The following is a 20,808-nucleotide window of genomic DNA, read 5'->3' on the forward strand; positions in this document are numbered from 1 at the left end:
CCATTTAATTGTATTATTCTGCCAATCTGACAGCAATACGAACATTTTTTCGGGCTGGCATTTGTATTGATAGAGTAGTGTTGTCTGTCAGTTTACAACCACAGCAAACAAAGAAACTAAATCCAGTCATGGGAAAAATTATTGGTATTGACTTAGGCACCACGAATTCGTGTGTGGCCGTGATGGAAGGCAACGAGCCGGTCGTAATCCCCAATTCCGAAGGAGCACGGACGACGCCATCGGTAGTCGCATTTATGGACAATGGCAACGGCGAACGCAAAGTAGGCGCACCCGCTAAACGCCAGGCCATCACCAACCCGAAACATACGATTTCTTCGGTTAAGCGTTTCATGGGTAAACGCTATAGCGAAGTAACGAACGAAATTAAAAACGTCGCTTACGACGTTGAAAACGGCCCGAACAGTACGCCACGCGTACGGATCGGTGATCGTCAATATACACCACAGGAGCTTTCGGCCCTGATTCTGCAAAAAATGAAGCAGACAGCCGAAGATTATCTTGGCCAAACGGTAACAGAAGCCGTTATCACGGTTCCTGCTTATTTTAACGACGCCGAGCGTCAGGCAACTAAAGAAGCTGGTGCGATTGCCGGTCTGGATGTAAAACGGATCATCAACGAGCCAACCGCAGCCGCTTTGGCCTACGGTCTGGATAAAACCAACCATGATCAGAAAATCGCCGTATTTGACCTTGGCGGTGGTACGTTCGATATTTCGATTCTGGAATTGGGCGATGGCGTGTTTGAAGTTAAATCGACCGATGGTGATACACACCTGGGTGGCGATGACTTCGATCAGGTAATTATCGACTGGCTCGCCGATGAATTTAAGAAAGATGAAGCTATCGACCTGCGTCAGGACCCAATGGCCCTGCAACGGTTAAAAGAAGCGGCTGAAAAAGCAAAAGTTGAACTGTCGAGTTCGAACTCAACAGAAATCAACCTGCCTTATATTATGCCGGTAAATGGTATTCCCAAGCACTTGGTGCGTACGTTGAGCCGGGCGAAATTCGAGCAGTTATCCGATTCGCTGATTCAGCGCAGTCTGGAGCCTTGCCGTCGTGCCCTGAAAAACTCAGGTCTGTCGGCTAGTCAGATTGACGAAGTCATTCTGGTGGGTGGTTCGACCCGGATTCCAAAAGTGCAGGAAGAAGTAGAAAAACTGTTTGGCCGTAAGCCGTCTAAAGCCGTTAACCCCGATGAAGCTGTAGCCATTGGTGCTGCCATTCAGGGTGGTGTGTTAACGGGTGAGGTAAAAGATGTTCTCCTGCTCGACGTTATCCCGCTCTCATTGGGTATTGAAACGATGGGTGGTGTGTTTACCAAAATGGTTGACGCCAACACAACGATTCCAAGCAAGAAAGTTGAAACCTATTCGACGGCATCGGACAACCAGCCTAGCGTAGAAATTAACATTCTGCAAGGCGAACGCCCAATGGCCGCTCAGAACCGCCAGTTAGGCCGCTTTATCCTGTCCGATATTCCACCAGCACCCCGTGGTGTTCCTCAAATCGAAGTAACATTCGACGTTGACGCCAACGGTATCCTGCACGTAACGGCTAAGGATAAAGGCACGGGCAAAGAACAGAAAATCCGGATTGAAGCATCAAGCGGTTTGACCGACGCTGAAATCAACCGGATGCGTGAGGAAGCTAAAGCCAACGAAGCCGCCGATAAAGCGGAGCGTGAAGCAGTTGAAAAAGTCAACGCAGCCGACTCGATGATCTTCCAAACCGAAAAGCAATTGAAAGAATATGGCGACAAACTGTCGGAAGGCAACAAGTCGGCTATTGAAACGGCTCTGGCTACGCTTCGTACGGCCCACGGTGCTCGTGATGCAGCCGCCATCGACAGCGCGTTAGAAGGGCTGAATGCAGCCTGGGCAACGGCTTCGACCGAAATGTACAGCGCTACCGGTGGTGGAGCTGAAGGTAACCCAATGGACGGTGCCGGTTTCGGTGGAAAGGCTGACGGTGCCGACAACGGTCAGGGCCAGCCAGCCGGTGACAACGTTTCAGATGTGCCTTACGAAGAAGTGAAGTAATCTGAACCCGGATTTATTTGATTATCCTGATTATATTGATTTTCATAAAAGCCCCTTCCGGAAACGGTGGGGGCTTTTTTTGTCTTTAGCTTATCTACTTTTCTGTACAAGTATAGGGATGCAGGGAGCGACAAGAAAAGAGAAAAACTCAAAAGCTCCCATATCCACCCGGCCACCTTGAATACGTGGTTACCCGGCTAAGTCAGGGGTAAGGTTGATAATTTCGGTTTCCGGTATTGGTGGCCTCAATGAGGCAAGAGACAACTCGTAACCTGCCCAACCTGTTGCACTCGTGTGCAGAATTTTACAAAAACAATCAATTTTAAGGTATCTTGCTTCATGGAAAGTAAGGATGTCAGATGGGTACAGCGCTTCTCGAACTACAAAAAAGCGTTGGCTAAACTTGCGGAAGTTGCTCAGAACAGTACTATAGAAAACTTGTCCGAATTGGAGCGTGAAGGACTAATTCAGCGGTTTGAATATACAGTTGAGCTATCCTGGAAAACACTTCAGGACTTGCTTATAAATAAAGGATACCTGGATGTTATTAGGCCAACTCCTGTTTTGTCTCAAGCATTTAAAGATGGCTATATCCTGGATGCTGAAGGCTGGAAAAAAATGAAAAAAGCTCGTGAATTAACGTCGCATACGTACAATAATGAAACGGCATATGAAATTTCCGAAGCAATAATAGCCACCTATTTTGGTTTACTTGATGCACTTAAGCAACGGCTTGATGTTGAACAGAGAGGGACACAATCAACATTATTTGACTGATGAAATACGGTTTGACCGCAGAAAATCTAACACAAATTACCCAGGTTTTTAAACGAAATCCTGCGGTACTGAAAGTATATTTATATGGTTCGAGAGCGATGGGAACCAATCGCCCAGGTTCAGATATTGACTTAGCCGTTTCGGGTAATCAGCTAACGTTCAATGATTTTCTGAACTTAACTATTCAACTAGAAGAACTTGATCTTTTATATGTATTTGATGTACAGCATCTTGATAAAATTAAAAACCCCGATATGCTTAACCACATAAATCGAGTTGGTATCCCAATTTATGTGGCAATGATAACTTCGGATGTCTACTGACGTACAGTGTATCGATGGACGAACCTGGCTGAGTTACGGGTTACATCTACCATTTGCTTGATTCAAGCCGTATCTTTACCAAATGTTACGTACCACCGATACCCCTCTCGCTCATACAAAACCGCGTTTTGATGATATCTACATGGATTTGGCCGTTAATCTGGCTAAGCGTTCGCACTGTATCAAAGCGCAGGTGGGGGCGGTGCTGACCCGCGAAACCCGCATCATCTCCATTGGTTATAATGGCCCGCCCGCCGGAACCCATAACTGCGACGAGGAGTACCCGGAAGTGGGTTGTCCCCGCGATTCGAAAGGCTCCTGCTCACTGGCGTTGCATGCCGAGCAAAACGCGATTTTATATGCCGCCAAAAACGGCTCCGAAATAGACGGGTCAACCATATATGTGACGCTGTCGCCCTGTATTGCCTGTGCTCGTATTATTTACAGTATGAAAATCGCGCGGGTGGTTTTCTTGCATTCGTATGCGGAGTATAAAGGTATAGGCTCCGATGAGGGCGTAGATTTTCTGCGGACGTTTGGAGTAGCCGTCGAAAAGTATGTGCCTGGAGAGGGGGTTACACTAGTATCTGAGCCGCCCATAGCCAAAAAGAAGGCATGAACATACTGGCGCACGGTTATCTTTCCGGGCCACGTTTGGTCGGGCCGCGTTCGGTCGGGCCACGCTTGGTCGGGTCACGCCTGGAAAATCATTACACAGGCTTGTTAATCGGTAATTTCATCGGTGATTTTATTAAGGGAGATCCGGCAAATCCGCGTCATAACTTACTAGCCGATGAAATTATGGGTGTTCGCGTACACCGCGCCATTGACTCGTTTACCGATGCGCACCCCGACGTTGCCGCCGTTCGCGAGTTACTGCATCCACGATGTCACAAGTATGCCGGGGCCGCTGTGGACATATTCTTTGACCATTTTCTGGCCGCAAATTTTATGCAGCTCACCGGCGAATCCCTGACCGAGTTTGTTCAGAATTTTTACCGTACATTGCAGGAAAATCAGAACCGATTACCGCCAGGAGCCGCCCGTATGACCGACTATATGATTCGGCAGGACTGGCTTACCAATTATCAATTTACCGAAGGCGTTGACCGATCTTTAAAAGGGGTAGCCCGTCGAACGGCTTTCCCATCGGGGTTAGATACCGCCATACTGGATTTAGAGCGCTATTACGACGAGATTGGTATGCATTTTACTGAATTTTGGCCTACATTAGTCGAACATATTCAGCAAACGCGCTATGCGTTTGCTTCACGATCATGAACAGGAAAAGAACAATCTCCTCACTTATTGGCCTAGCCATAATTCTCTGTATCGTTTTTGCCCAGGTTGGCTGGAAAAACGCCGAACCTTGGCGTCCCGATCAGCTATTGGAACCCGCTGATTTAGCCGAAACGATCAACTCAACAGCTAAACTCAAGCCACTCATTATCAGTATTGGACCAGCAGCCTCGATCAAAACATCCATTGGTGTTGGACCTGGTAGCGAAGCCGAAAATCTCGCGAAGCTGGAAAAGCTACTCAGCAAAGAGCCCAAAAACCGGGAAATTGTTATTTACTGTGGTTGCTGCCCCTTCAAAAACTGCCCCAATGTTCGTCCGGCCTTTACGAAGCTTAACGAGCTTGGCTTTAAGAACCACAAGTTGCTGAATCTGACTAAAAACCTTAAAACCGATTGGCTCGATAAAGGGTATCCGGCAATTGATTAGAGAAATAGAATAGAGAATTTTACAACTTAAGAGAGATATTGAATCCCATGGGCCGTGACAACACGGCCCATTTTTGTATCAGGAATCTATTTTGCTCGTTTCTGAAACTGGTGTCTTCTTGTTCCAGTACCAGTAAAATGGAAAGCCAGTAGCAATCAATCCAAGACCCGTTAAGGCTTCGCGAGGTTGATTTATCAGCGTCATAATGACCAATAAGATGCAGCAACTCAGAAAAAATAAGGGGACAAATGGGTAGCCGATAACCCGGTAAGGACGAGCTAGATGAGGTTGTTTCCGGCGCAGAATAAGTACGCCAAGCGCCGTAGCGCCGTAGAAAATGAAGGAAGCAAAGACCAACATATCGGTCAGTTGGTCGAAGCTCCCGGACCAAACCAGCACAATAGCCCAGGTAGCCTGAAGCAAAATGGCAACCGATGGAGTTTTGTATTTTGGGTGTATCACCGCAACGGATTTGAAAAACAGTCCATCCCGTGCCATCGCAAAGAAAATCCGGGCGGGCATTAGGATAGATGCGTTGGTTGAATTGGATGTCGTTACCAAAATTAATGCCGAAATAAACAGCGCTCCTGCCCATCCTGCCGCCTGCCGTACTACTTCCACAGCCGCAATCTTGTCTGGCGCACTCGCCAGTTGAGCCAGTGCATCAATGGGTAATACATAGAGGTACACAGTATTTAGCAACACATAGATACCTACCACAATGGTGGTGCCCACCCCAAGAGCGATGGGTAGATTCCGCTGTGGATCTTTGATCTCTTCGCCTATATAACCAATCTGATTCCAGCCTTCATATCCCCAAAAGGCCCCCAGCGATGCAATAACTAACGAACCCAGCAGCCCCCTGGGCGCACTTGACACCTGTTCCTGAACGGATTGCGTCAGATGGCTCAGACTACCTAGCTGAGACTGAAAGCCAACAACTGCTATAATCAGGACGGCAACAAACGTAAGGTAGATGAGAAACCGGCTAAGGCCTTCGGCAAACGATACGCCCCGATAATTGACTAAACTCAAAAAAATGATCAGTGAACAGGCAATCAACTTAACGACCAACTCGGCCGATGCGCCCTGTGAACCCGTGATGTTGACCAGCGATTGTCCAAAAATGTACGCCAAAGCCGCAATGGTGGCTGTTCGCATGACCGTAAAGGCCCCCCATCCATACAGAAAGGCGAATAAGCGGCCATACACTTTCTTAAAATAAACGTATTCGCCCCCCGATTGCGGAAACATGCCCGCCATTTCGGCATAGGTCAAGGCCCCGGCCAGACTGACAAATCCAGCGACAATCCAGCAGGCCAGCACGAGTAGTGGAGACCCTAACTCAGCGGCCATTGGAGCAACTTTCTTGAAAACGCCAGACCCTACAATACCACTGACCACCAGCAAGATAGATGAACTAAGGCCAAGGGAACGGGAAAGTTTGATCATGCTGATTGTTAGTTGAAATTAGAGAAGTCTATTGATTATGCAGATAAGTAAGTAATGCGGGGAGAAAGTCTGTCATGCTTTTGTAATCGAGCATAGCCGGGGGCGTTGTGCTGAATACATTTGCCATATGGGCTGCACCGCCTGGGCGCGAATTGACCTCGTTGGCGAGTCGATTCTGGTACGTATGAATCCCAAAGAGAATCGCGCCGGAACGAGGCAATCGGGTGAGCGTTTGTCGCTCGACACGAATGAAAAGCTGGTTGCCAATGGTGTTGGGAGTCAGGTAAGGCAATTGTTCGGCAAGGGCTTGTTTCAAGGCGGGCAGGTGGCGGCTTGTCATATCCAGCTGGTCTGTAACTTTCACGCTCCAGTTAAGCCGCCAGACAGGACGCCCAACCGGCAGGCGTTCCAGAGATTTCTGAGCCGCCCGCATCATCGGTTCTACAATCGGAATAATGGGTGCGTGAATTTGCCAGAAGGGTAGTCCGAGTTTCTCATCCAGACACCAGTCATTGGCAAAACAAAGATGCCCGGCAACTAATGAGGCATCTTCGCCAGCTAATAAAAGCAGGTCTTCCTGCACTTGCAGCCCCGCCCAATTCAGTGGGTCGGTGGGTAGTGTAGACGAATCACCCGGGATAAAATCTGTTTTTTCGTTAAGCAAATGATTGTTCCAGTGCCAGGTAGTTTGTTCTTTATGGAGAGTAAACTGGTCTGGTTTTGTTTGCGCCAGCGTTGTTAGAATCAACTCCAGAGCTTCCCATTGGGCGGTTTCGCAGCCGGGAAGCGTCTGATAATAATAGTCTGGCCGTTCACTTAGTAAGGCCCTTTTTAGTAAAAGCTCAGCCGGATAGTTATCGTCAACGTCAATGAGTGGGTCATTTTCGCCGAACGGGTATGTGCCCATTTTGTCGTTAAACTGTTGGCCGAAGGGGAAATAAGGAAGCATGAATGGACTTGCAATGGTTGGTTTACGACGTACGACTTACCCGCTACCGAGTGTGTGTCAGGCCCAGGCCTGCTCCGCCGGTTGGGCGCATATAGCCATCTTCGACGATGAAACCGCCAGAAACAACATCTTCGGCTAGGTCAAAACTGCCATCGAGATCAAGGTAGCGCGTATTTGGACAGGCGAAAGCGGTATGCAAAGCCGCTGTAATGCTGATCCGGCTTTCGTCATTACACCCCCAGAACAAGGAGATATTGGATGGCTGGGCAATATTTGCAATGTGAATAGCCGACCGGATGCCTCCGCACTTCATCAGTTTAATGTTATAAATACCAAAAGGTTGTGGTTCATTGGAGTATTTAATGGCGGCTTCGGGGCCTTTCAGCGACTCGTCGGCAGCTAACCGGCGTCGTGTTTCAAGAGGCAAAGCCAGCAACTCATACTCTTTGCCAACGGGTAGGGGCTGCTCGATCAGTTCTATATCTGCGGCCTGGGTAGCGCTCAGAAAACGCTGTAAATCAACGATACTATAGCCCTGGTTTGCATCGACGCGTATAATTAAACCGTGTCCGTACGTTTCTCTCAATTTTAAAATTCGCTCAATATCTTCGGTAACATTCAGCCCTGTTTTGATCTTTAACACCCTAAACCCCTGCTTGATGTAGTCGGAGGCTTCGGCCAGGGTGCTGGCTACGTTCATGATGCCGATGGTTACGGAGGTGGGCAAGGTGCGAATATTACGACCGTAAAACTGCACAATCGGAATTCCCAGGTATTGGCCAAACGCATCATGAATGGCAATATCCATAGCGGCCAGTGTGCCGGGGGCGTTTGGGAATTGGTTGCGGACATCGTCAATCAATTCATGTATGCCACGAATGTCGCGGCCAACCAGACTTGTTGTCCACTCATTTTGTAAATTTTGGTGGGTCTGCTCCGGCGATTCACCCACAACCTCCGGGTCGGGGTTGGCCGCGCCCATACCCACCATGCCGTTTTCCAGTTCGATCTCCACGAAAACGTTTTCTACCTCTGAGGTTGTCTGGTAGGCAATGGTGTAGGGCTTGGTGAGAGCCAGGTTTCGGCGGTAAGCGCGGATGGCGTTAATGCGCATGGGCCGTAGGGATCAAGGCGTGAATAATGGGTAAAATAGGTTCTACACCCTCTTCGAGTGGGAGTAAAACGGGGATACCAAACTGTTCTGCGTACTGTTTTTGGTAGGCAAAGGCTTCTTCGCGGGTGCAGCCTTCAGTGTTAAGGGCCAGCGCAATAACCGTTGAGCCATAACACTGAATCAAGGCAATTTCCGACTCAACGGATGGAATACGTCCCCAGGCTTCAATATGATCGTAATACGTCCGTTTGGGTGCATGAACCAGCACCACATGCCGGGCATTGCCTGATACTAAAAACTCGGAACCACAGGGGCCGCTGGGGTTTCGAAGCGAAGCCTGCCCTTCGATGAGCAATACATCCGCCCCGGTTTCGCGCCAGCAGGAGACCAGCGCGTGCTCCAGTTCGCCCGAGACGAAATCATTAAGCGTTGAGTCGAAGACAAAGCCATATTTACCCCCTTGCAGCCAGCCCGTTTGCCCGGTATAAATCATCTGGGCATTCAGGTCGTGCCGACCACAGGCTTCCCGAATCAGGCGGGTCGTGGTGCGTTTGCCGAGGGCACAGTCGGTGCCCATAATCGCAATGATGGGTGCAGTAATATCATTGATCTCACCTGTCCAGAAATGAAGTTCATGGCGCGGTTTAGGTCGCCGGACATCAAATAATTGCCCGCCATGCTTCTTTGCCAGAGCGACTAATTCGGGTTTGTCATTCAGGAATTCATGCAGCCCGTTCACGACGGAAAGGCCGTTTTTAAGACACAATTCAATATCGGAAAGCATATTGGCAGGTAAAACACCCCCGCTGGTGGCCACCGCAACAATGGCACAGTCAACAACATCAAGCTGCGAAAGAGCTTCATTGACGGATGCAAAAATGGGTATGTTTCTAACGTTACCATCGAGTATTGTGCCCGCGTCCTGTCCTGCCGTGGGCACGTCTACAACACCAACAACCGAGTACCGCTCTGTGCCCCGAATAAGGCCGTGAGCGGTTTTTGCATCAGTGGTGGTTAATAAGCCATCAGTAAGCAGAATAGCATTTGTAGTCATCTTGTCAAAAAGCCTGTTTTAAGGTTAAAAGTATATTTTTATTCTTATAATTGAATGATTTTCCAAACTTTATAAGACTTTTCTTGAAATGAAAGAATATTATTCTTTATATATTGATGTACTCTACTGTCGGAAAAGGGGGACCACTCGCTGATTATAAAATTGATACGAGTCATGTTATTTTGCTTCGCGCATACAAAATAACCTTTGTCAAGCCCCTTTAGCGTAAATCAAATTCTGAATCCACCTGAAACAAACTACGAACAACCTTATGATTCACCGGTTTCGATATTTCATAGTTTGCCTGCTGTTGGGACAACTCACGGTTCAGGCTCAATCAATCAATAAGCCCTTACCCGTTCGTTTAAAAACGCTTGATTCCGCTCTGACACGACTTCATGAGCAAACTATGTTTAACGGGGTCGTGCTGGTTGCAGAAAAAGGAACTACCCGCTATAAAAAAGTATTTGGCACGGCGAACTATGCCACAAATGAACCCCTTACAACGAATTCGGCCTTTAATCTGGCGTCTGTTTCGAAACAGTTTATTGCCATGATGATCATGCAGTTGCAGGAGCAGGGTAAGCTTCGGTACAATGAGCTGGTGCGAACTTACCTGCCTGGTTTTCCATATGATACCATTACCGTTCGGCATCTGCTGACGCACACATCGGGTCTGCCCGAGTATTTTGATTTGGCGCAGCAGTACACCGGGCCACTCGATACACTCACCAACGCGGGTGTGATCCAGTTGCTTAAAGAACATAAACCACCGCTTGATTTTCGCCCTGGAGCAGGCTGGCGGTATTGCAACACAGGTTACGTTTTGCTGGGGTCAATTATCTCGACCTTGTCTGGTATGCCCGTTGAGCGATTCTTCGATCAGCAGATTGTGAAGCCGCTGAAGCTCAAAAACACTTATGTCTATTACCTCAATAGCAGCACCACCCCCCGAAACCGGGTGTATGGTTTTAAACGGGAAGACGGAAAAAACTGGCCAAACGATCTGATTCGGCTGGATGGCGTTATTGGTGATGGAAATGTGTATTCGTCTGTTGAGGATTTGTTGGTTTGGGAACAAGCGCTAAGCACGGAAAAACTAGTAAAAGCCAGCACCTTTCGCGAGGCAATTACGCCGGTTAAACTCAATGACCAGAGTAGTTTCCCGTATGGTTTTGGCTGGTTTATTGAAGCTGATGGTAAGATATTGGCGCATACCGGCAGTTGGGTGGGCTTTTTGAACGTACTTGTTCGCTATACCGATAAAAAAGAAACACTAATCGTATTGAGCAACGGGAGTGATGGATCGGCCCGGCGCATTGCCCGCGAGATTATGGAGGGTAAATCCGCCGAATTACTCCAAACGAAACTGATTACCAACATTCAACTCATCGACGGCTCTGGTATCGCGGCTCGCAAGGCATCGGTACGGCTCCAAAATGACCGGGTTTGGGAGATAGGCGACCTGACACCTTTTCCAAAGGAGCCTGTTACCGACGGTCGTGGTCTGGTGCTTGCCCCCGGTTTTATTGACAGCCATAGTCACCATGTGTCAGGCTTAAGTGAGCAGCCCGATGCACCAGCCGTTGTTAATCAGGGTATTACAACGATTGTGTCGGGGCAGGATGGCGGTAGTTATTCGATGGACACCTTACAGGCGATGCTGAAACGGCAACCCGTAGCGATCAACATTGCGACCTACACAGGTCAGGCAACGTTACGACAGCAGGCGATGGGCGCGAATGGACTTTACAGAACGTCGAAACCGGCCGAATTAAGCCGAATGAAAGCCTTGCTTCGGGCCGAATTGAGCAAAGGTTCGCTGGGTTTGTCGACCGGACTTGAATATGAAGCCGCCTTTTTCTCCAGCCGCGACGAGGTTATCCAACTGGCGCAGGTAGCCGCCGATTCGGGTGGGCGGTACATGAGCCACATCCGTAGTGAAGATATTTCGCTCGACGATGCGGTGGACGAGATTATCCAGATTGGCCGGATCACGAAGATGCCGGTGCAGATTTCACACCTTAAAATCGCCCTTCGCGACAAATGGGGTCAGTCGGCTCATCTGCTGGCCCAACTGGAGCAAGCCCGCATGGAAGGCATAAACATCACTGCCGATTGCTACCCTTACGACTACTGGAATTCGACCTTGCGGGTGCTATTTCCCAAACGGGATTACACGAATCTTGCCAGTGCAGAATTCGCTACCAATCACCTTTTCGACCCCTTGAAATCGGTGCTGGTGCGCTTTGCCGCCAACCCGGTCTATGCTGGCAAAACAGTAGGCGAAGTCGCAACGCTCCGCCATGAAAAACCCGCCCAAACGCTGATGGGACTAGTTGCTGAAGCCGCTGAGTTTTCAACGAAGAACCCTGATATCAGCGGTGTCGAAGCCATCATGGGTAAGGCGATGGATGAACCTGACGTGGCTAATTTCCTGAACTGGTCTCACACAAACATATGCTCAGACGGAGCTAATGATGGTCACCCACGCGGTTATGGAGCGTTTACGCGGGTTTTAGGTCGATATGTTCACGATCAGAAAATCATGACGCTCGAAACCGCCATTCAAAAGATGACCAGCCTGACCGCCGAGCATCTTGGTCTCAAAAACCGGGGATTGATTGCACCTGGTTACTACGCTGATCTGGTATTACTAAACCCGGACACCGTGAAGGATAACGCCCGTATAGGCAATAACAAAGCGCTCTCTACGGGTATCGAAGCGGTTTGGGTTGCTGGTCAACTGGTTTATCAAGGGCAGAAATCGACGGGTGTTCATCCGGGGGTATTGATTAGGCGGTAAGCTTTAAGACAGGCACAGTAACCAGTCAACCAGAGAGTGGTCGATGTCAAGCTGTTAATTGACGATGAGTAAAGTCGCTGGATTTATTGTTACAAAAAGATATTTTATGGATATATAAGATAGATTAATATTAATTGTATTGTCCAAGTAACCATTTTTTATTAATAAATTTATAGATAAGTATTAATTTAGTTTTATATATTTACTTCGAAAAAGCCACCGCAACTTCTTATAAACTATTATTTATGGTATTATTTTTATTTTTAGGTAACAATGAAAATGGACGCCCTCAGAATTGTACGTATGGAGGCCCTGATTTGGAATCGGGTCTTGAGATGCTAACAGGGTTGGTTAACGGGGGCTGGCAATTAAGTAATGTCCGCGTATTAGATGGAAATAGACAAACGTTAGTCCTACCAATCGAGATTTTTGATGGTATATCGTTTAAAGAACCCATCAAAAAGCTTCAGACCCAGTGGGAAGATCTATTGCTACTGCCTTCCTAGTACTCTTCCAAATTAATTCTTACATCAATTCGACTTATTAACCGGATTGACTTGCTCGTACCACCGATTGAGTTTGTCTTCAGCCGTAGCCACCGTAAAACTCCAGTGTACTCTAACCGCCCGCTTGTTGCGTTCATCCGTCCACAATTCGACTTGGCGAGTTAATTCTTCCAAACTACCAATCCGCCGGTTCAGGCATTGGCGGGCTAAAGCCGAAAACTCAATCTCGGCCATATTGAGCCAAGAGCCATGTTTGGGCGTAAAGTGAAACACTAGTTTGCCGCCTAGCTAGCTAGCCATTTTCATCACTATGTGGCTTGTGAGCGATGCTGTCATCGGTCAACAAAAGCCCGTCAGGTTCCTGAATTTGGCGGATTAGGGGTTTGACATGTTGCCATAGGGTCCGATTATCGCCTTGAAGTCGATTGAGCAAATCCGTGACCGCATCGTGGCCAACTGCCCCGTCGGTTAAGCGGGAAAGTCCGGTAGCGGTGGTTTGTCCAAAGCTACTGAGTAGATAGTCGGTATAGAGATCAAGTGTAGTCTGCATACTCAAATTTAAACCAACCGCCCAGAAGGTGGCGTAACATCAGTACTTAATACAAGGCTACTAAATTGATAGATAAAAAGCAAAATAATTATCCGGTTTTCAATTAGTTATTGAAAAGACTTAATAAATTGAACAATAGAATCAGATATGGAATTTTGTGAAAAATAAGTAATTTGTTTTTTACTAAAAATCAATATATGGTAGTTTTTGAAAATTTTTGTTAAAATATATTGAAAATTTTAAATATTTTATATGTCAAATGAAATTATAATATATAATAAAATTGCTTTTGGTGATCGTCTGTAATGGTTTATAGAGATTACTATAAATGGCTTAACATTCTGACAGTCAGAGCTAGATTCCGTCCAGTAAAAAAGTGGACAAGCCGGGATTAAAAACTGATAGACCACTTAAGGTGTGTTGATAATATTCATTTATCTACGGTATAACTTTGTCGGAACAAGAGTTGTTTCGTTTACCTTCTTGTAAGACAAAAACGACTTGCTAAACATGGACTTGCAACACAATACTGGACGCGGTCCCCGGGACAAAAATTTAAGCAACATGTTGAGGTTGCCTTTTACTGTATTCAACGGGTGACAGATAGCCCAATGTTGAATCTCTTCGTTGACGTAGGATGGCCAGTGCCATTATACAGTTGAGCGGCCCCGTGCACCTCAATGTACTCAAACAGAGCCTGCGTAGCCATTTCAGCCCTGCTATTACTTGCCGATCAAACTAGCCCATGGTGTCGTTAAATAAGCCAACCTTCCCGGGTAGGGATATAACGGGGTCGCCCGTGCGGTCTTACTGCCTTCCAGTTTTCATGCAGGGCCGCCTGAGCGGTACACTAAGTTAGATCATGCTTAGCTCAATGTCTAGTTAAATGTAGCAAGTCCACATCAATAAAATGGCATCCATGTAGCCACCAGCCTATGTGAACATTCATATACTGAATGTGCTATAGTGCACTAGTTTACATGTTATTAAACCACATGGACCTTCCGTCAGACGATGATAAGCGGCCTTATCAATAGGCAGACAGTGGTTTAATTTTGCCTTTTGTCTACAATTCAAGAATATTTTACTGAGCGGATTTAAAAATTGATAATCAGTAATTTAAGCTAGATTTTTGGCATTTTCTACGCCAATTCTATGCATTTATTGATTACTTAGAAAGTATGTATTAAAATAAATCTATTGTTCACTAAGGAGAGTCTTTTAGTATTTTTCGTAATGTTTTTATATATAAAATAGAACTACTGTAAATAAATACTAAGATTCTATTTAATACATTTTCAGAAAGTCTTTCTATTATCTAATAGAAGTTTATTTATAACGAATATAAGTAACCAGCTTAGAAGTCAGTATGTCCATTTGCTTGATGTACATCTATTGAGTAGTCTTGCACTAAGTCTTTTTATTCATCAGACTACGCTTCTCCAAAAGTCTATCAGTTATTATGAGGGAAGTTATATTGAATCCTACTGATTATGAAACATATTTCTGTTATCAAATATCTTTTCAATTTGGTTCTCATACAAGCTAAGCGCTTAAGCAAACTAAGTTCCCCAATGCTCTCATTGATGTTCAGAGGCCTTCCGCAGAATGCTGCAGCTGACAATAGACAACTCTTGAAAAACTTTACTCAACGGTTAGTTAATTACAAATGGACTGTTTGTTTGTCTGCTTCCAGTTTTAGTTTCAAGTTCGTATTAAACACAGAGAAAGAATTGGCTTACGATGAGTTAGTAGGATTTAATGCTTTGTAAAACAATTACTCCGATTAGCATGGTGGTCGATCTTGTTCGCCTTAAAGAAAGTTAGAAATATTGAGTTTTTTCTGCCTGGAGAATTGCTTCAGCGACCCGGTACAACTAGTGCTTCCTGAACAAATAAATCTCTTTTCAACAGGTCCCAAACTAAGACAAACATTCTTCTATAAAATGGGGAAATTTACTATTGACTAATTTGGGAAATTATTGAAGAGTTTGCTGTGTAAAAAAGAGAAGTGTTTAAAAATAAATAGCACTAGAATTATAAATATCATAAGACGCATGTTAATAAAATATTAGTTCAGCTAAAAAGTAACGTTAGTGTTGATATAATAAACAATCCTTTTAGTTAAATGTATGGGAGTAATCATCAACAAATATGAATACCAGTACGATTTAGCGTCATGTAAAAATATTTACTATTGTATCATACGTTCATAATAATGGGCTCTTATAGTTTCGAGCTTTATTAGTCTTTGTCTAGAAGTAGTAGAAAAGTATTCTTATTTCTAGCTAAAAGAAAAATTATAATACAAACGCCATAAACTGTTTTAACTTCTTTATTCTTATTGATCATGAATATTATTTCTACTCTCTTTAAGCAAAATGATTCAGAATTTATTTCAGATAAATTTGGAATAGATTATACTCCTATTGATGTTGATTTGCATAAAGATAGCAATACATTATTAAATATTTTCCTGCAATGGACGCCTGAACAGGAAGTTGTTACTCTGCCGCAGAGAACTTTTTATATCAACTTTGGAAAGCGCCTTATCGACATAGTTATATCAGGATTAGTCCTTATTTTTATCTTGTCATGGTTAATTCCTATTCTGGGTGTGTTAATTTTAATTGAATCAAAAGGGCCTGTTCTTTTTATTCAAACTCGTTCTGGCCGGAAGGGAAAGCCTTTTCACTGCCTGAAAATCCGTACGATGTTGCATGTTAATGAAACGAAAAAAACATTTAAACAGACTGATTTTGACGATAAGCGAGTAACATCTATAGGGAAATTTCTTCGTAGAACCAATATAGATGAAATGCCACAGTTTATTAATGTGCTGCTTGGTCACATGAGCCTTGTTGGGCCCCGCCCTCATGCTGTACCCCATGATGCTTTACATTGGGCATCGCCGGCCTACCGTGAGCGTTATTGGGTACGGCCGGGTATTACGGGTTTAGCTCAGATTAGAGGTTCACGTGGCGCAACGAATTTGACACAACAGATGGAACATAGAATTCGTTACGATCATCTTTATATTACTCGTCAAACGTTTTTGCTGGATATGAAAATTATATTTAAGACGATAAACTTAACACTAAAAGGAGATTCAAATGCTTGGTAGGTAGCGATTATACACATTATTAAAGCATTTGCCCGCTATCCCATCAATTGCCGAAGTCGTGAAACAGGGCGTCGATATAACGTATCTGAATACCAAACTTCTAGAAAAAATCGGAGAACTCACGCTATACATGATTGAGTTCAAAAAAGCATATCAGCAGAAAGGTAAACGCATCGAAAAATTGGAAGAACAGGCTTTGCAATCAAGCACATTCCATCCTTAATTTCAACAGAGTGATATACAATTAATAGATCCCGTTGGGGCAGGTTTAGTACCTGCCCCAACGGGATCTATTAATTGTATACGGTATATCGGGTTTTTGGCTTAACAATTATCCAAAACCCGTTGCAGAGTTCGCGCCAGCGCGTTGTCATTCGGGGGCGAAAACAGGTTAAAATGGTCGCCGGGAACCTCATGGATATTTATTCCTTTCAACGCAAACTGCTTCCAGCCATAAAATTCGCAATCTTCTAGGTAATGGTTGCGCTTCTGAGCCCGAAACAGTTCGATTCTCACCTCCTGAGGGGCCAGCCGGTATTTATGAAAAGCTATTTCATTGGCCGTATGGACTTTATAATAGTTGCCATAAAATACTTCGAGGTGATCTTCATTATAACGAACGCGTCGATACAGCTGATTGATCTTGCGTTTTGCCGATTCCCGCTTCGATTTCACCGTTTCCAGCGGGTTCCTTTTCAGCATGGTGAATAGATACATGCGCTCTTTCACGAACGACATGGAGTTGTTCCATACTTTGCTGATCCAGGGATCGAAGTAGTTTGACTGGTGGGCGTAAGTGTCGAACATAATCAACAACTTCACTTCCTTGCCCATCTGCATCAACTGTCGGCTCATTTCATAAGCGATCCGCCCGCCAAACGAGTAGCCGGCCAACGCGTAGGGACCATCGGCATTTTTTACCATGATGGCATCGATGTAGTAGGCTGCTATTTCCTCGATGCTTTCAAAAGGCTCGTCTTCGCTGTTGATGCCTTTCGCCTGCAACCCGTAAATGGGCTGATCTGCGTCCATGTTCATGGCTAACGTGTTGAATAACAGCACGTGAAGGCCCGATCCGTGAACGATGTAGAGCGGCATTTTGGTGCCATGCGGTTTTATGGGAACCAGCGAATCCCAGCTAATGGATCGGCCGTCCATCTGCAACATCAACGACAGCTTTTCAACGGTTGGGTACTCGAATAAGGTTGACAGGGGAATAGCTTTCCCCGTTTTCTTCTCCAGCCGGTTCATAACCTGTATGGCAATCAGCGAATGCCCGCCCAACTCGAAAAAATTATCAAATATATTTATTTTATCGAGCTTCAGGCATTCAAGCCATATATCGGCGACCAGTTTCTCGACGTCCGTGCGAGGGCCCACATAATCAACGTACTCTTTCGACTCATCGACAACGGGTTCAGGCAGCGCTATTTTGTTTACTTTACCGTTCGGGGTTAGCGGTATCTCGTCCAGTTCCACCAACGTCCGTGGAACCATGTAACCGGGCAACTTCGCCTTCATGAAATCGCGGATTGCCTTTCGGTTCAGTTTACCTTCGGGCACAATATACCCGACCAGTTGTTTGTCCTGCACGATGTTGTCGTCTACAGCCACAACTGCGCAATTCTTCACTCCTGAATGCTGCCGGAGTACATTCTCGATTTCATTCAATTCGACCCGATAGCCTCGAATTTTGACCTGCTCATCAATCCGTCCCAGGTACTCTACGTTGCCATCGGGCAGCCATTTTCCTAAATCACCGGTTTTGTACATTCGTTCGTCGGGTAGTTGGCCGAACGGATTGGCAACGAATTTTTCGGCGGTAAGGGCGGGCTTGTTGTGATACCCCCGTGCCAATCCGGCTCCGCCAATGTATAACTCACCGGCCACACCAATCGGCAGCGGTTTGCCCTCCTCATTGCAGATGTAGATGTACGTATTGGCAATGGGCTTACCAATGGGAATTGATTTCAGCGGAAGACTACCGGGCGTGTACAGGTACTGAAGAGAACTGATCGTTGTTTCGGTAGGGCCGTATTTATTGTAAAACTGAACCCACTGACTCCAATTTCGGGCTAGATCGGGCGGGCATACTTCACCGCCGGAAATCACCCGTTTCAGTGTACTGTACTGGCCGGGAATCAATTGTTTAAGCAGACTTGGTGTAGCATGAAGGTGGGTTATTCCCTGTTCATTTATCGTTCGGGTGAGTTCGCTGGGGTCGATTAACGTTTCTCTGTTTATCAACACCAGCCGGGCACCGGTAGTCAGAGCCAGAAAGATCTGTTCGATCGAAGGGTCGAACGTGTAGGTACTGGTTTGTAGAATACAATCAAATTGGTCTATGGAAAATTCGTTCGACTGGTTGGTGATAAAATTAACCAGGCTTTTGTGCTCAATAAGTACTCCTTTGGGCTGTCCCGTGGATCCCGATGTGTAGATCGCGTAGGCCAGGTGGTGAGCCTTCAAAGCAGGCTGTGGCGCCTGTTCGGATTCAGCGTCGATAATTTCCCGGTCACTATCGATCCGTATCAGTTCGGCTAAGGGCTGCGACCCCGTCCATACGGTGCTAACCTGCGAGTGGGTCAGCATGAGCTTGCTGCCTGAATCGGCCAGCATGAAGTCAATACGCTCCTGCGGATAGTCCGGGTCGATGGGCAGGTAAGCCCCGCCCGCTTTCAATACGCCCAGTATCGCAATGATCATGTCCGGAGAACGCTGAAAACACAGCGGAACAAGCGTGTCCGGCCGGATGCCGCGCCCAATCAGGTAATGAGCCAGCCGATTGGCCTTCTCATCCAGTTGCCGGTAGGTAAGTGTCGTATTCCCGAACAAGAGCGCTACGTTATCGGGGGTCTTCTGCACCTGCTGAGCGAACAGATCGACAATTGTTTCATCTGTACCCTGCGAAACCTCTGGCTTTTCGGGGTGGGGGGAAAGGTGCTGGAAGAAACTACTGTCGGAACCAGTATGACCACTATAGGGATTCTTGTTGATGATCATTGACGGATTGGCCACCAACGCCTTCAACAGGCGTTCAAACGTGTACATTATTCCATCAATAGTCTCGCTTTTGAACAGTTGGGTATTGTAGAACCATTCGAAGGTCAGCGCTTTCTCCGATCCGCTGGCATTCAGAAACAGTTCGAAACCTCCGTATTCCTTGGGATTGCTGCTTAGATGATGCTCGAGACCCCAGAAGGAAGCTCCATCATCCATGTTCAGATCTATATTGAAGATAACGGGCACCAGTGGCACCCGCGACACGTCTCTGGTGACGTTCAGTTGCTTCAGCAGGCTGCCAAACGTCAACTGCTGATGATCATAGGCATCCAGCGTTCTTTTCTTGCATAATTTCAGAAAGTTCAGAAAACTCAGCTCTTCCGAAAGTGTACTCCGTATCGGCAATAAATTCACACAATGCCCCACCAACCGGTGGTTTTGTGCCAGCGACTGTCCGGCCGTGGGAATGCCTACCGTGATGACCTCCTGACCCGTTAATTGATGGATCAATACGTCGAACGCAGCCAACAAGGTTGTCACGAAACTACAGCCGGCCTGGGTCCCCATCTTTTTCACCTTGCTGACCAGTTCACTATCGACCGGGTAATCCAGCCGGCTTCCCTTATACGTTCGTAAGGTAGGACGGGGAAAATCGATGGGCAGTTCTACTACCGGCACATGCTCGTTGTACTGGCTGACCCAGTAGTCAACAATCTGCTCGTGCTCTACGGATTTGTTAAACGCGATTTGTTCATCGGCATACTGGCTGAATGGCATCGCTTCGGGCAATTCAGGGCGTTTATTCTGCGCTAGTGCCGAATACAAAGCACTGATATCCTGGATGAGGATACCCATCGACCAGCCGTCACAAACAATATGGTGAGCGGTTAAGATAAAGCAATGCTCCTGTTCCGACAGCTTCAGCAAGCTGGGTTTGAACAGGGGGCCATTAATCAAATCGAATACATACAGCGCATCCTGCTTGCAATACGTATCGACCAGTTGATCCAGACTGGAAGGCGGTTCCGCTGAGAAATCCTCGTAGTGAAGAACATTGGCTATCTGCTCCTGAACACAGATGTGCTGGCCGTCGGCGCTGAATACGGATCGTAGCGCATCATGCCGAAGGGTAAGCTCCTGCACCGCCTGCTCGAATGCTGCTTTATGAAAAGAGCCCTTGAGTCGAAGGGAGATCGACTCATTGTATGCCCGGTTTGCATCATCGCTCCCTAACAGGCAGGCGGTCCATATTTCTAACTGGGATTCGGTGGTTGGCGCTATATGAGTTATCTGTGGCCCGGAAAAGGGGTCATATTCAACGACATCAACGTGTGGAATAGTAAAATTTGCAGTCATTTCA

Annotated in this window: 16 protein-coding genes and 1 pseudogene; 10 read left to right on the forward strand and 7 right to left on the reverse strand. The window is 46.4% G+C overall.

What is annotated here, in order from left to right; translation table 11 throughout:
- Positions 1 to 128 precede the first annotated feature (128 nt).
- The 6 genes from dnaK (at position 129) to CWM47_RS33890 (ending at position 4,890) form a co-directional block, all read left to right on the forward strand.
- Complete coding sequence (gene dnaK, locus CWM47_RS33865) at positions 129 to 2,063, forward strand: molecular chaperone DnaK (protein ID WP_100992935.1); 1,935 nt, start codon at positions 129 to 131, stop codon at positions 2,061 to 2,063.
- 339 nt (positions 2,064 to 2,402) lie between these two features.
- Positions 2,403 to 2,840, forward strand: a complete 438-nt coding sequence (locus CWM47_RS33870; RefSeq protein ID WP_100992936.1) for a nucleotidyltransferase substrate binding protein — start codon at positions 2,403 to 2,405, stop codon at positions 2,838 to 2,840.
- Complete coding sequence (locus CWM47_RS33875; RefSeq protein ID WP_100992937.1) at positions 2,840 to 3,163, forward strand: nucleotidyltransferase domain-containing protein; 324 nt, start codon at positions 2,840 to 2,842, stop codon at positions 3,161 to 3,163. Before CWM47_RS33870 ends, CWM47_RS33875 begins: the two co-directional genes overlap by 1 nt.
- Before the next feature lie 82 nt (positions 3,164 to 3,245).
- Entirely contained in the window at positions 3,246 to 3,782 is a 537-nt protein-coding gene (locus CWM47_RS33880) for a deoxycytidylate deaminase (protein ID WP_100992938.1), read from the forward strand.
- Complete coding sequence (locus CWM47_RS33885) at positions 3,779 to 4,444, forward strand: acyl carrier protein phosphodiesterase (protein WP_100992939.1); 666 nt, start codon at positions 3,779 to 3,781, stop codon at positions 4,442 to 4,444. The genes CWM47_RS33880 and CWM47_RS33885 overlap by 4 nt, the downstream gene beginning before the upstream one ends.
- Positions 4,441 to 4,890: a hypothetical protein gene (locus CWM47_RS33890; RefSeq protein ID WP_100992940.1), complete on the forward strand. Its 450-nt coding sequence runs from the start codon at positions 4,441 to 4,443 to the stop codon at positions 4,888 to 4,890. Before CWM47_RS33885 ends, CWM47_RS33890 begins: the two co-directional genes overlap by 4 nt.
- Before the next feature lie 78 nt (positions 4,891 to 4,968).
- On the opposite strand, the gene CWM47_RS33895 is transcribed toward CWM47_RS33890, so the two are convergent.
- The 4 genes from CWM47_RS33895 to CWM47_RS33910 are packed head-to-tail and all read right to left on the reverse strand — an operon-like array spanning position 4,969 to position 9,459.
- Positions 4,969 to 6,342 (reverse strand): APC family permease, encoded by a 1,374-nt coding sequence (locus CWM47_RS33895; RefSeq protein ID WP_100992941.1) that lies wholly within the window; start codon positions 6,340 to 6,342, stop codon positions 4,969 to 4,971.
- 28 nt (positions 6,343 to 6,370) lie between these two features.
- On the reverse strand, positions 6,371 to 7,291 hold the full coding sequence (locus CWM47_RS33900; RefSeq protein ID WP_100992942.1) for a heme-dependent oxidative N-demethylase family protein: 921 nt from the start codon (positions 7,289 to 7,291) through the stop codon (positions 6,371 to 6,373).
- A 43-nt stretch (positions 7,292 to 7,334) separates the two neighbouring features.
- Positions 7,335 to 8,405, reverse strand: a complete 1,071-nt coding sequence (locus tag CWM47_RS33905) for a dipeptide epimerase (RefSeq protein ID WP_100992943.1) — start codon at positions 8,403 to 8,405, stop codon at positions 7,335 to 7,337.
- Entirely contained in the window at positions 8,395 to 9,459 is a 1,065-nt protein-coding gene (locus tag CWM47_RS33910) for a DUF1611 domain-containing protein (protein WP_100992944.1), read from the reverse strand. The genes CWM47_RS33905 and CWM47_RS33910 overlap by 11 nt, the downstream gene beginning before the upstream one ends.
- Before the next feature lie 271 nt (positions 9,460 to 9,730).
- Here CWM47_RS33910 and CWM47_RS33915 point away from each other — a divergent pair, with 271 nt between their 5' ends.
- Positions 9,731 to 12,265 (forward strand): serine hydrolase, encoded by a 2,535-nt coding sequence (locus CWM47_RS33915; RefSeq protein WP_100992945.1) that lies wholly within the window; start codon positions 9,731 to 9,733, stop codon positions 12,263 to 12,265.
- 530 nt (positions 12,266 to 12,795) lie between these two features.
- Here CWM47_RS33915 and CWM47_RS39895 read toward each other — a convergent pair.
- Together CWM47_RS39895 and CWM47_RS33930 are read right to left on the reverse strand one after the other, a co-directional pair.
- A complete protein-coding gene (locus CWM47_RS39895) occupies positions 12,796 to 13,044 on the reverse strand; it encodes a hypothetical protein (protein WP_394341964.1) in 249 nt (82 codons plus the stop codon).
- 22 nt (positions 13,045 to 13,066) lie between these two features.
- Positions 13,067 to 13,321: pseudogene (locus CWM47_RS33930) on the reverse strand (IS701 family transposase); the annotation flags it as partial.
- A 1,493-nt stretch (positions 13,322 to 14,814) separates the two neighbouring features.
- Between CWM47_RS33930 and CWM47_RS33935 the strand changes: the two are divergent.
- The 3 genes from CWM47_RS33935 (at position 14,815) to CWM47_RS33945 (ending at position 16,668) form a co-directional block, all read left to right on the forward strand.
- A complete protein-coding gene (locus CWM47_RS33935; protein WP_100992948.1) occupies positions 14,815 to 15,093 on the forward strand; it encodes a hypothetical protein in 279 nt (92 codons plus the stop codon).
- A 578-nt stretch (positions 15,094 to 15,671) separates the two neighbouring features.
- A complete protein-coding gene (locus CWM47_RS33940) occupies positions 15,672 to 16,445 on the forward strand; it encodes a sugar transferase (protein WP_100992949.1) in 774 nt (257 codons plus the stop codon).
- A gap of 28 nt (positions 16,446 to 16,473) precedes the next feature.
- Positions 16,474 to 16,668: a hypothetical protein gene (locus CWM47_RS33945; protein WP_100992950.1), complete on the forward strand. Its 195-nt coding sequence runs from the start codon at positions 16,474 to 16,476 to the stop codon at positions 16,666 to 16,668.
- Between the two features lie 101 nt (positions 16,669 to 16,769).
- On the opposite strand, the gene CWM47_RS33950 is transcribed toward CWM47_RS33945, so the two are convergent.
- The gene (locus tag CWM47_RS33950) at positions 16,770 to 20,804 is read right to left on the reverse strand and encodes a non-ribosomal peptide synthetase (protein ID WP_100992951.1); all 4,035 of its coding nucleotides are present in this window, start codon (positions 20,802 to 20,804) and stop codon (positions 16,770 to 16,772) included.
- Positions 20,805 to 20,808: the final 4 nt, after the last annotated feature.

Source organism: Spirosoma pollinicola (assembly GCF_002831565.1).
Classification (GTDB): Bacteria; Bacteroidota; Bacteroidia; order Cytophagales; family Spirosomataceae; genus Spirosoma; species Spirosoma pollinicola.

Bases quoted from the DNA above. Each gene is read 5' to 3' on its own strand.
- CWM47_RS33915 (WP_100992945.1), top strand. From the start codon at position 9,731: ATGATTCACCGGTTTCGATATTTCATAGTTTGCCTGCTGTTGGGACAA.
- CWM47_RS33935 (WP_100992948.1), top strand. From the start codon at position 14,815: ATGAAACATATTTCTGTTATCAAATATCTTTTCAATTTGGTTCTCATA.
- CWM47_RS33950 (WP_100992951.1), bottom strand. From the start codon at position 20,804: ATGACTGCAAATTTTACTATTCCACACGTTGATGTCGTTGAATATGAC.
- CWM47_RS33890 (WP_100992940.1), top strand. From the start codon at position 4,441: ATGAACAGGAAAAGAACAATCTCCTCACTTATTGGCCTAGCCATAATT.
- CWM47_RS33910 (WP_100992944.1), bottom strand. From the start codon at position 9,459: ATGACTACAAATGCTATTCTGCTTACTGATGGCTTATTAACCACCACT.
- CWM47_RS33905 (WP_100992943.1), bottom strand. From the start codon at position 8,405: ATGCGCATTAACGCCATCCGCGCTTACCGCCGAAACCTGGCTCTCACC.
- CWM47_RS33895 (WP_100992941.1), bottom strand. From the start codon at position 6,342: ATGATCAAACTTTCCCGTTCCCTTGGCCTTAGTTCATCTATCTTGCTG.
- dnaK (WP_100992935.1), top strand. From the start codon at position 129: ATGGGAAAAATTATTGGTATTGACTTAGGCACCACGAATTCGTGTGTG.
- CWM47_RS33870 (WP_100992936.1), top strand. From the start codon at position 2,403: ATGGAAAGTAAGGATGTCAGATGGGTACAGCGCTTCTCGAACTACAAA.
- CWM47_RS33875 (WP_100992937.1), top strand. From the start codon at position 2,840: ATGAAATACGGTTTGACCGCAGAAAATCTAACACAAATTACCCAGGTT.
- CWM47_RS33885 (WP_100992939.1), top strand. From the start codon at position 3,779: ATGAACATACTGGCGCACGGTTATCTTTCCGGGCCACGTTTGGTCGGG.
- CWM47_RS33940 (WP_100992949.1), top strand. From the start codon at position 15,672: ATGAATATTATTTCTACTCTCTTTAAGCAAAATGATTCAGAATTTATT.
- CWM47_RS33900 (WP_100992942.1), bottom strand. From the start codon at position 7,291: ATGCTTCCTTATTTCCCCTTCGGCCAACAGTTTAACGACAAAATGGGC.
- CWM47_RS33880 (WP_100992938.1), top strand. From the start codon at position 3,246: ATGTTACGTACCACCGATACCCCTCTCGCTCATACAAAACCGCGTTTT.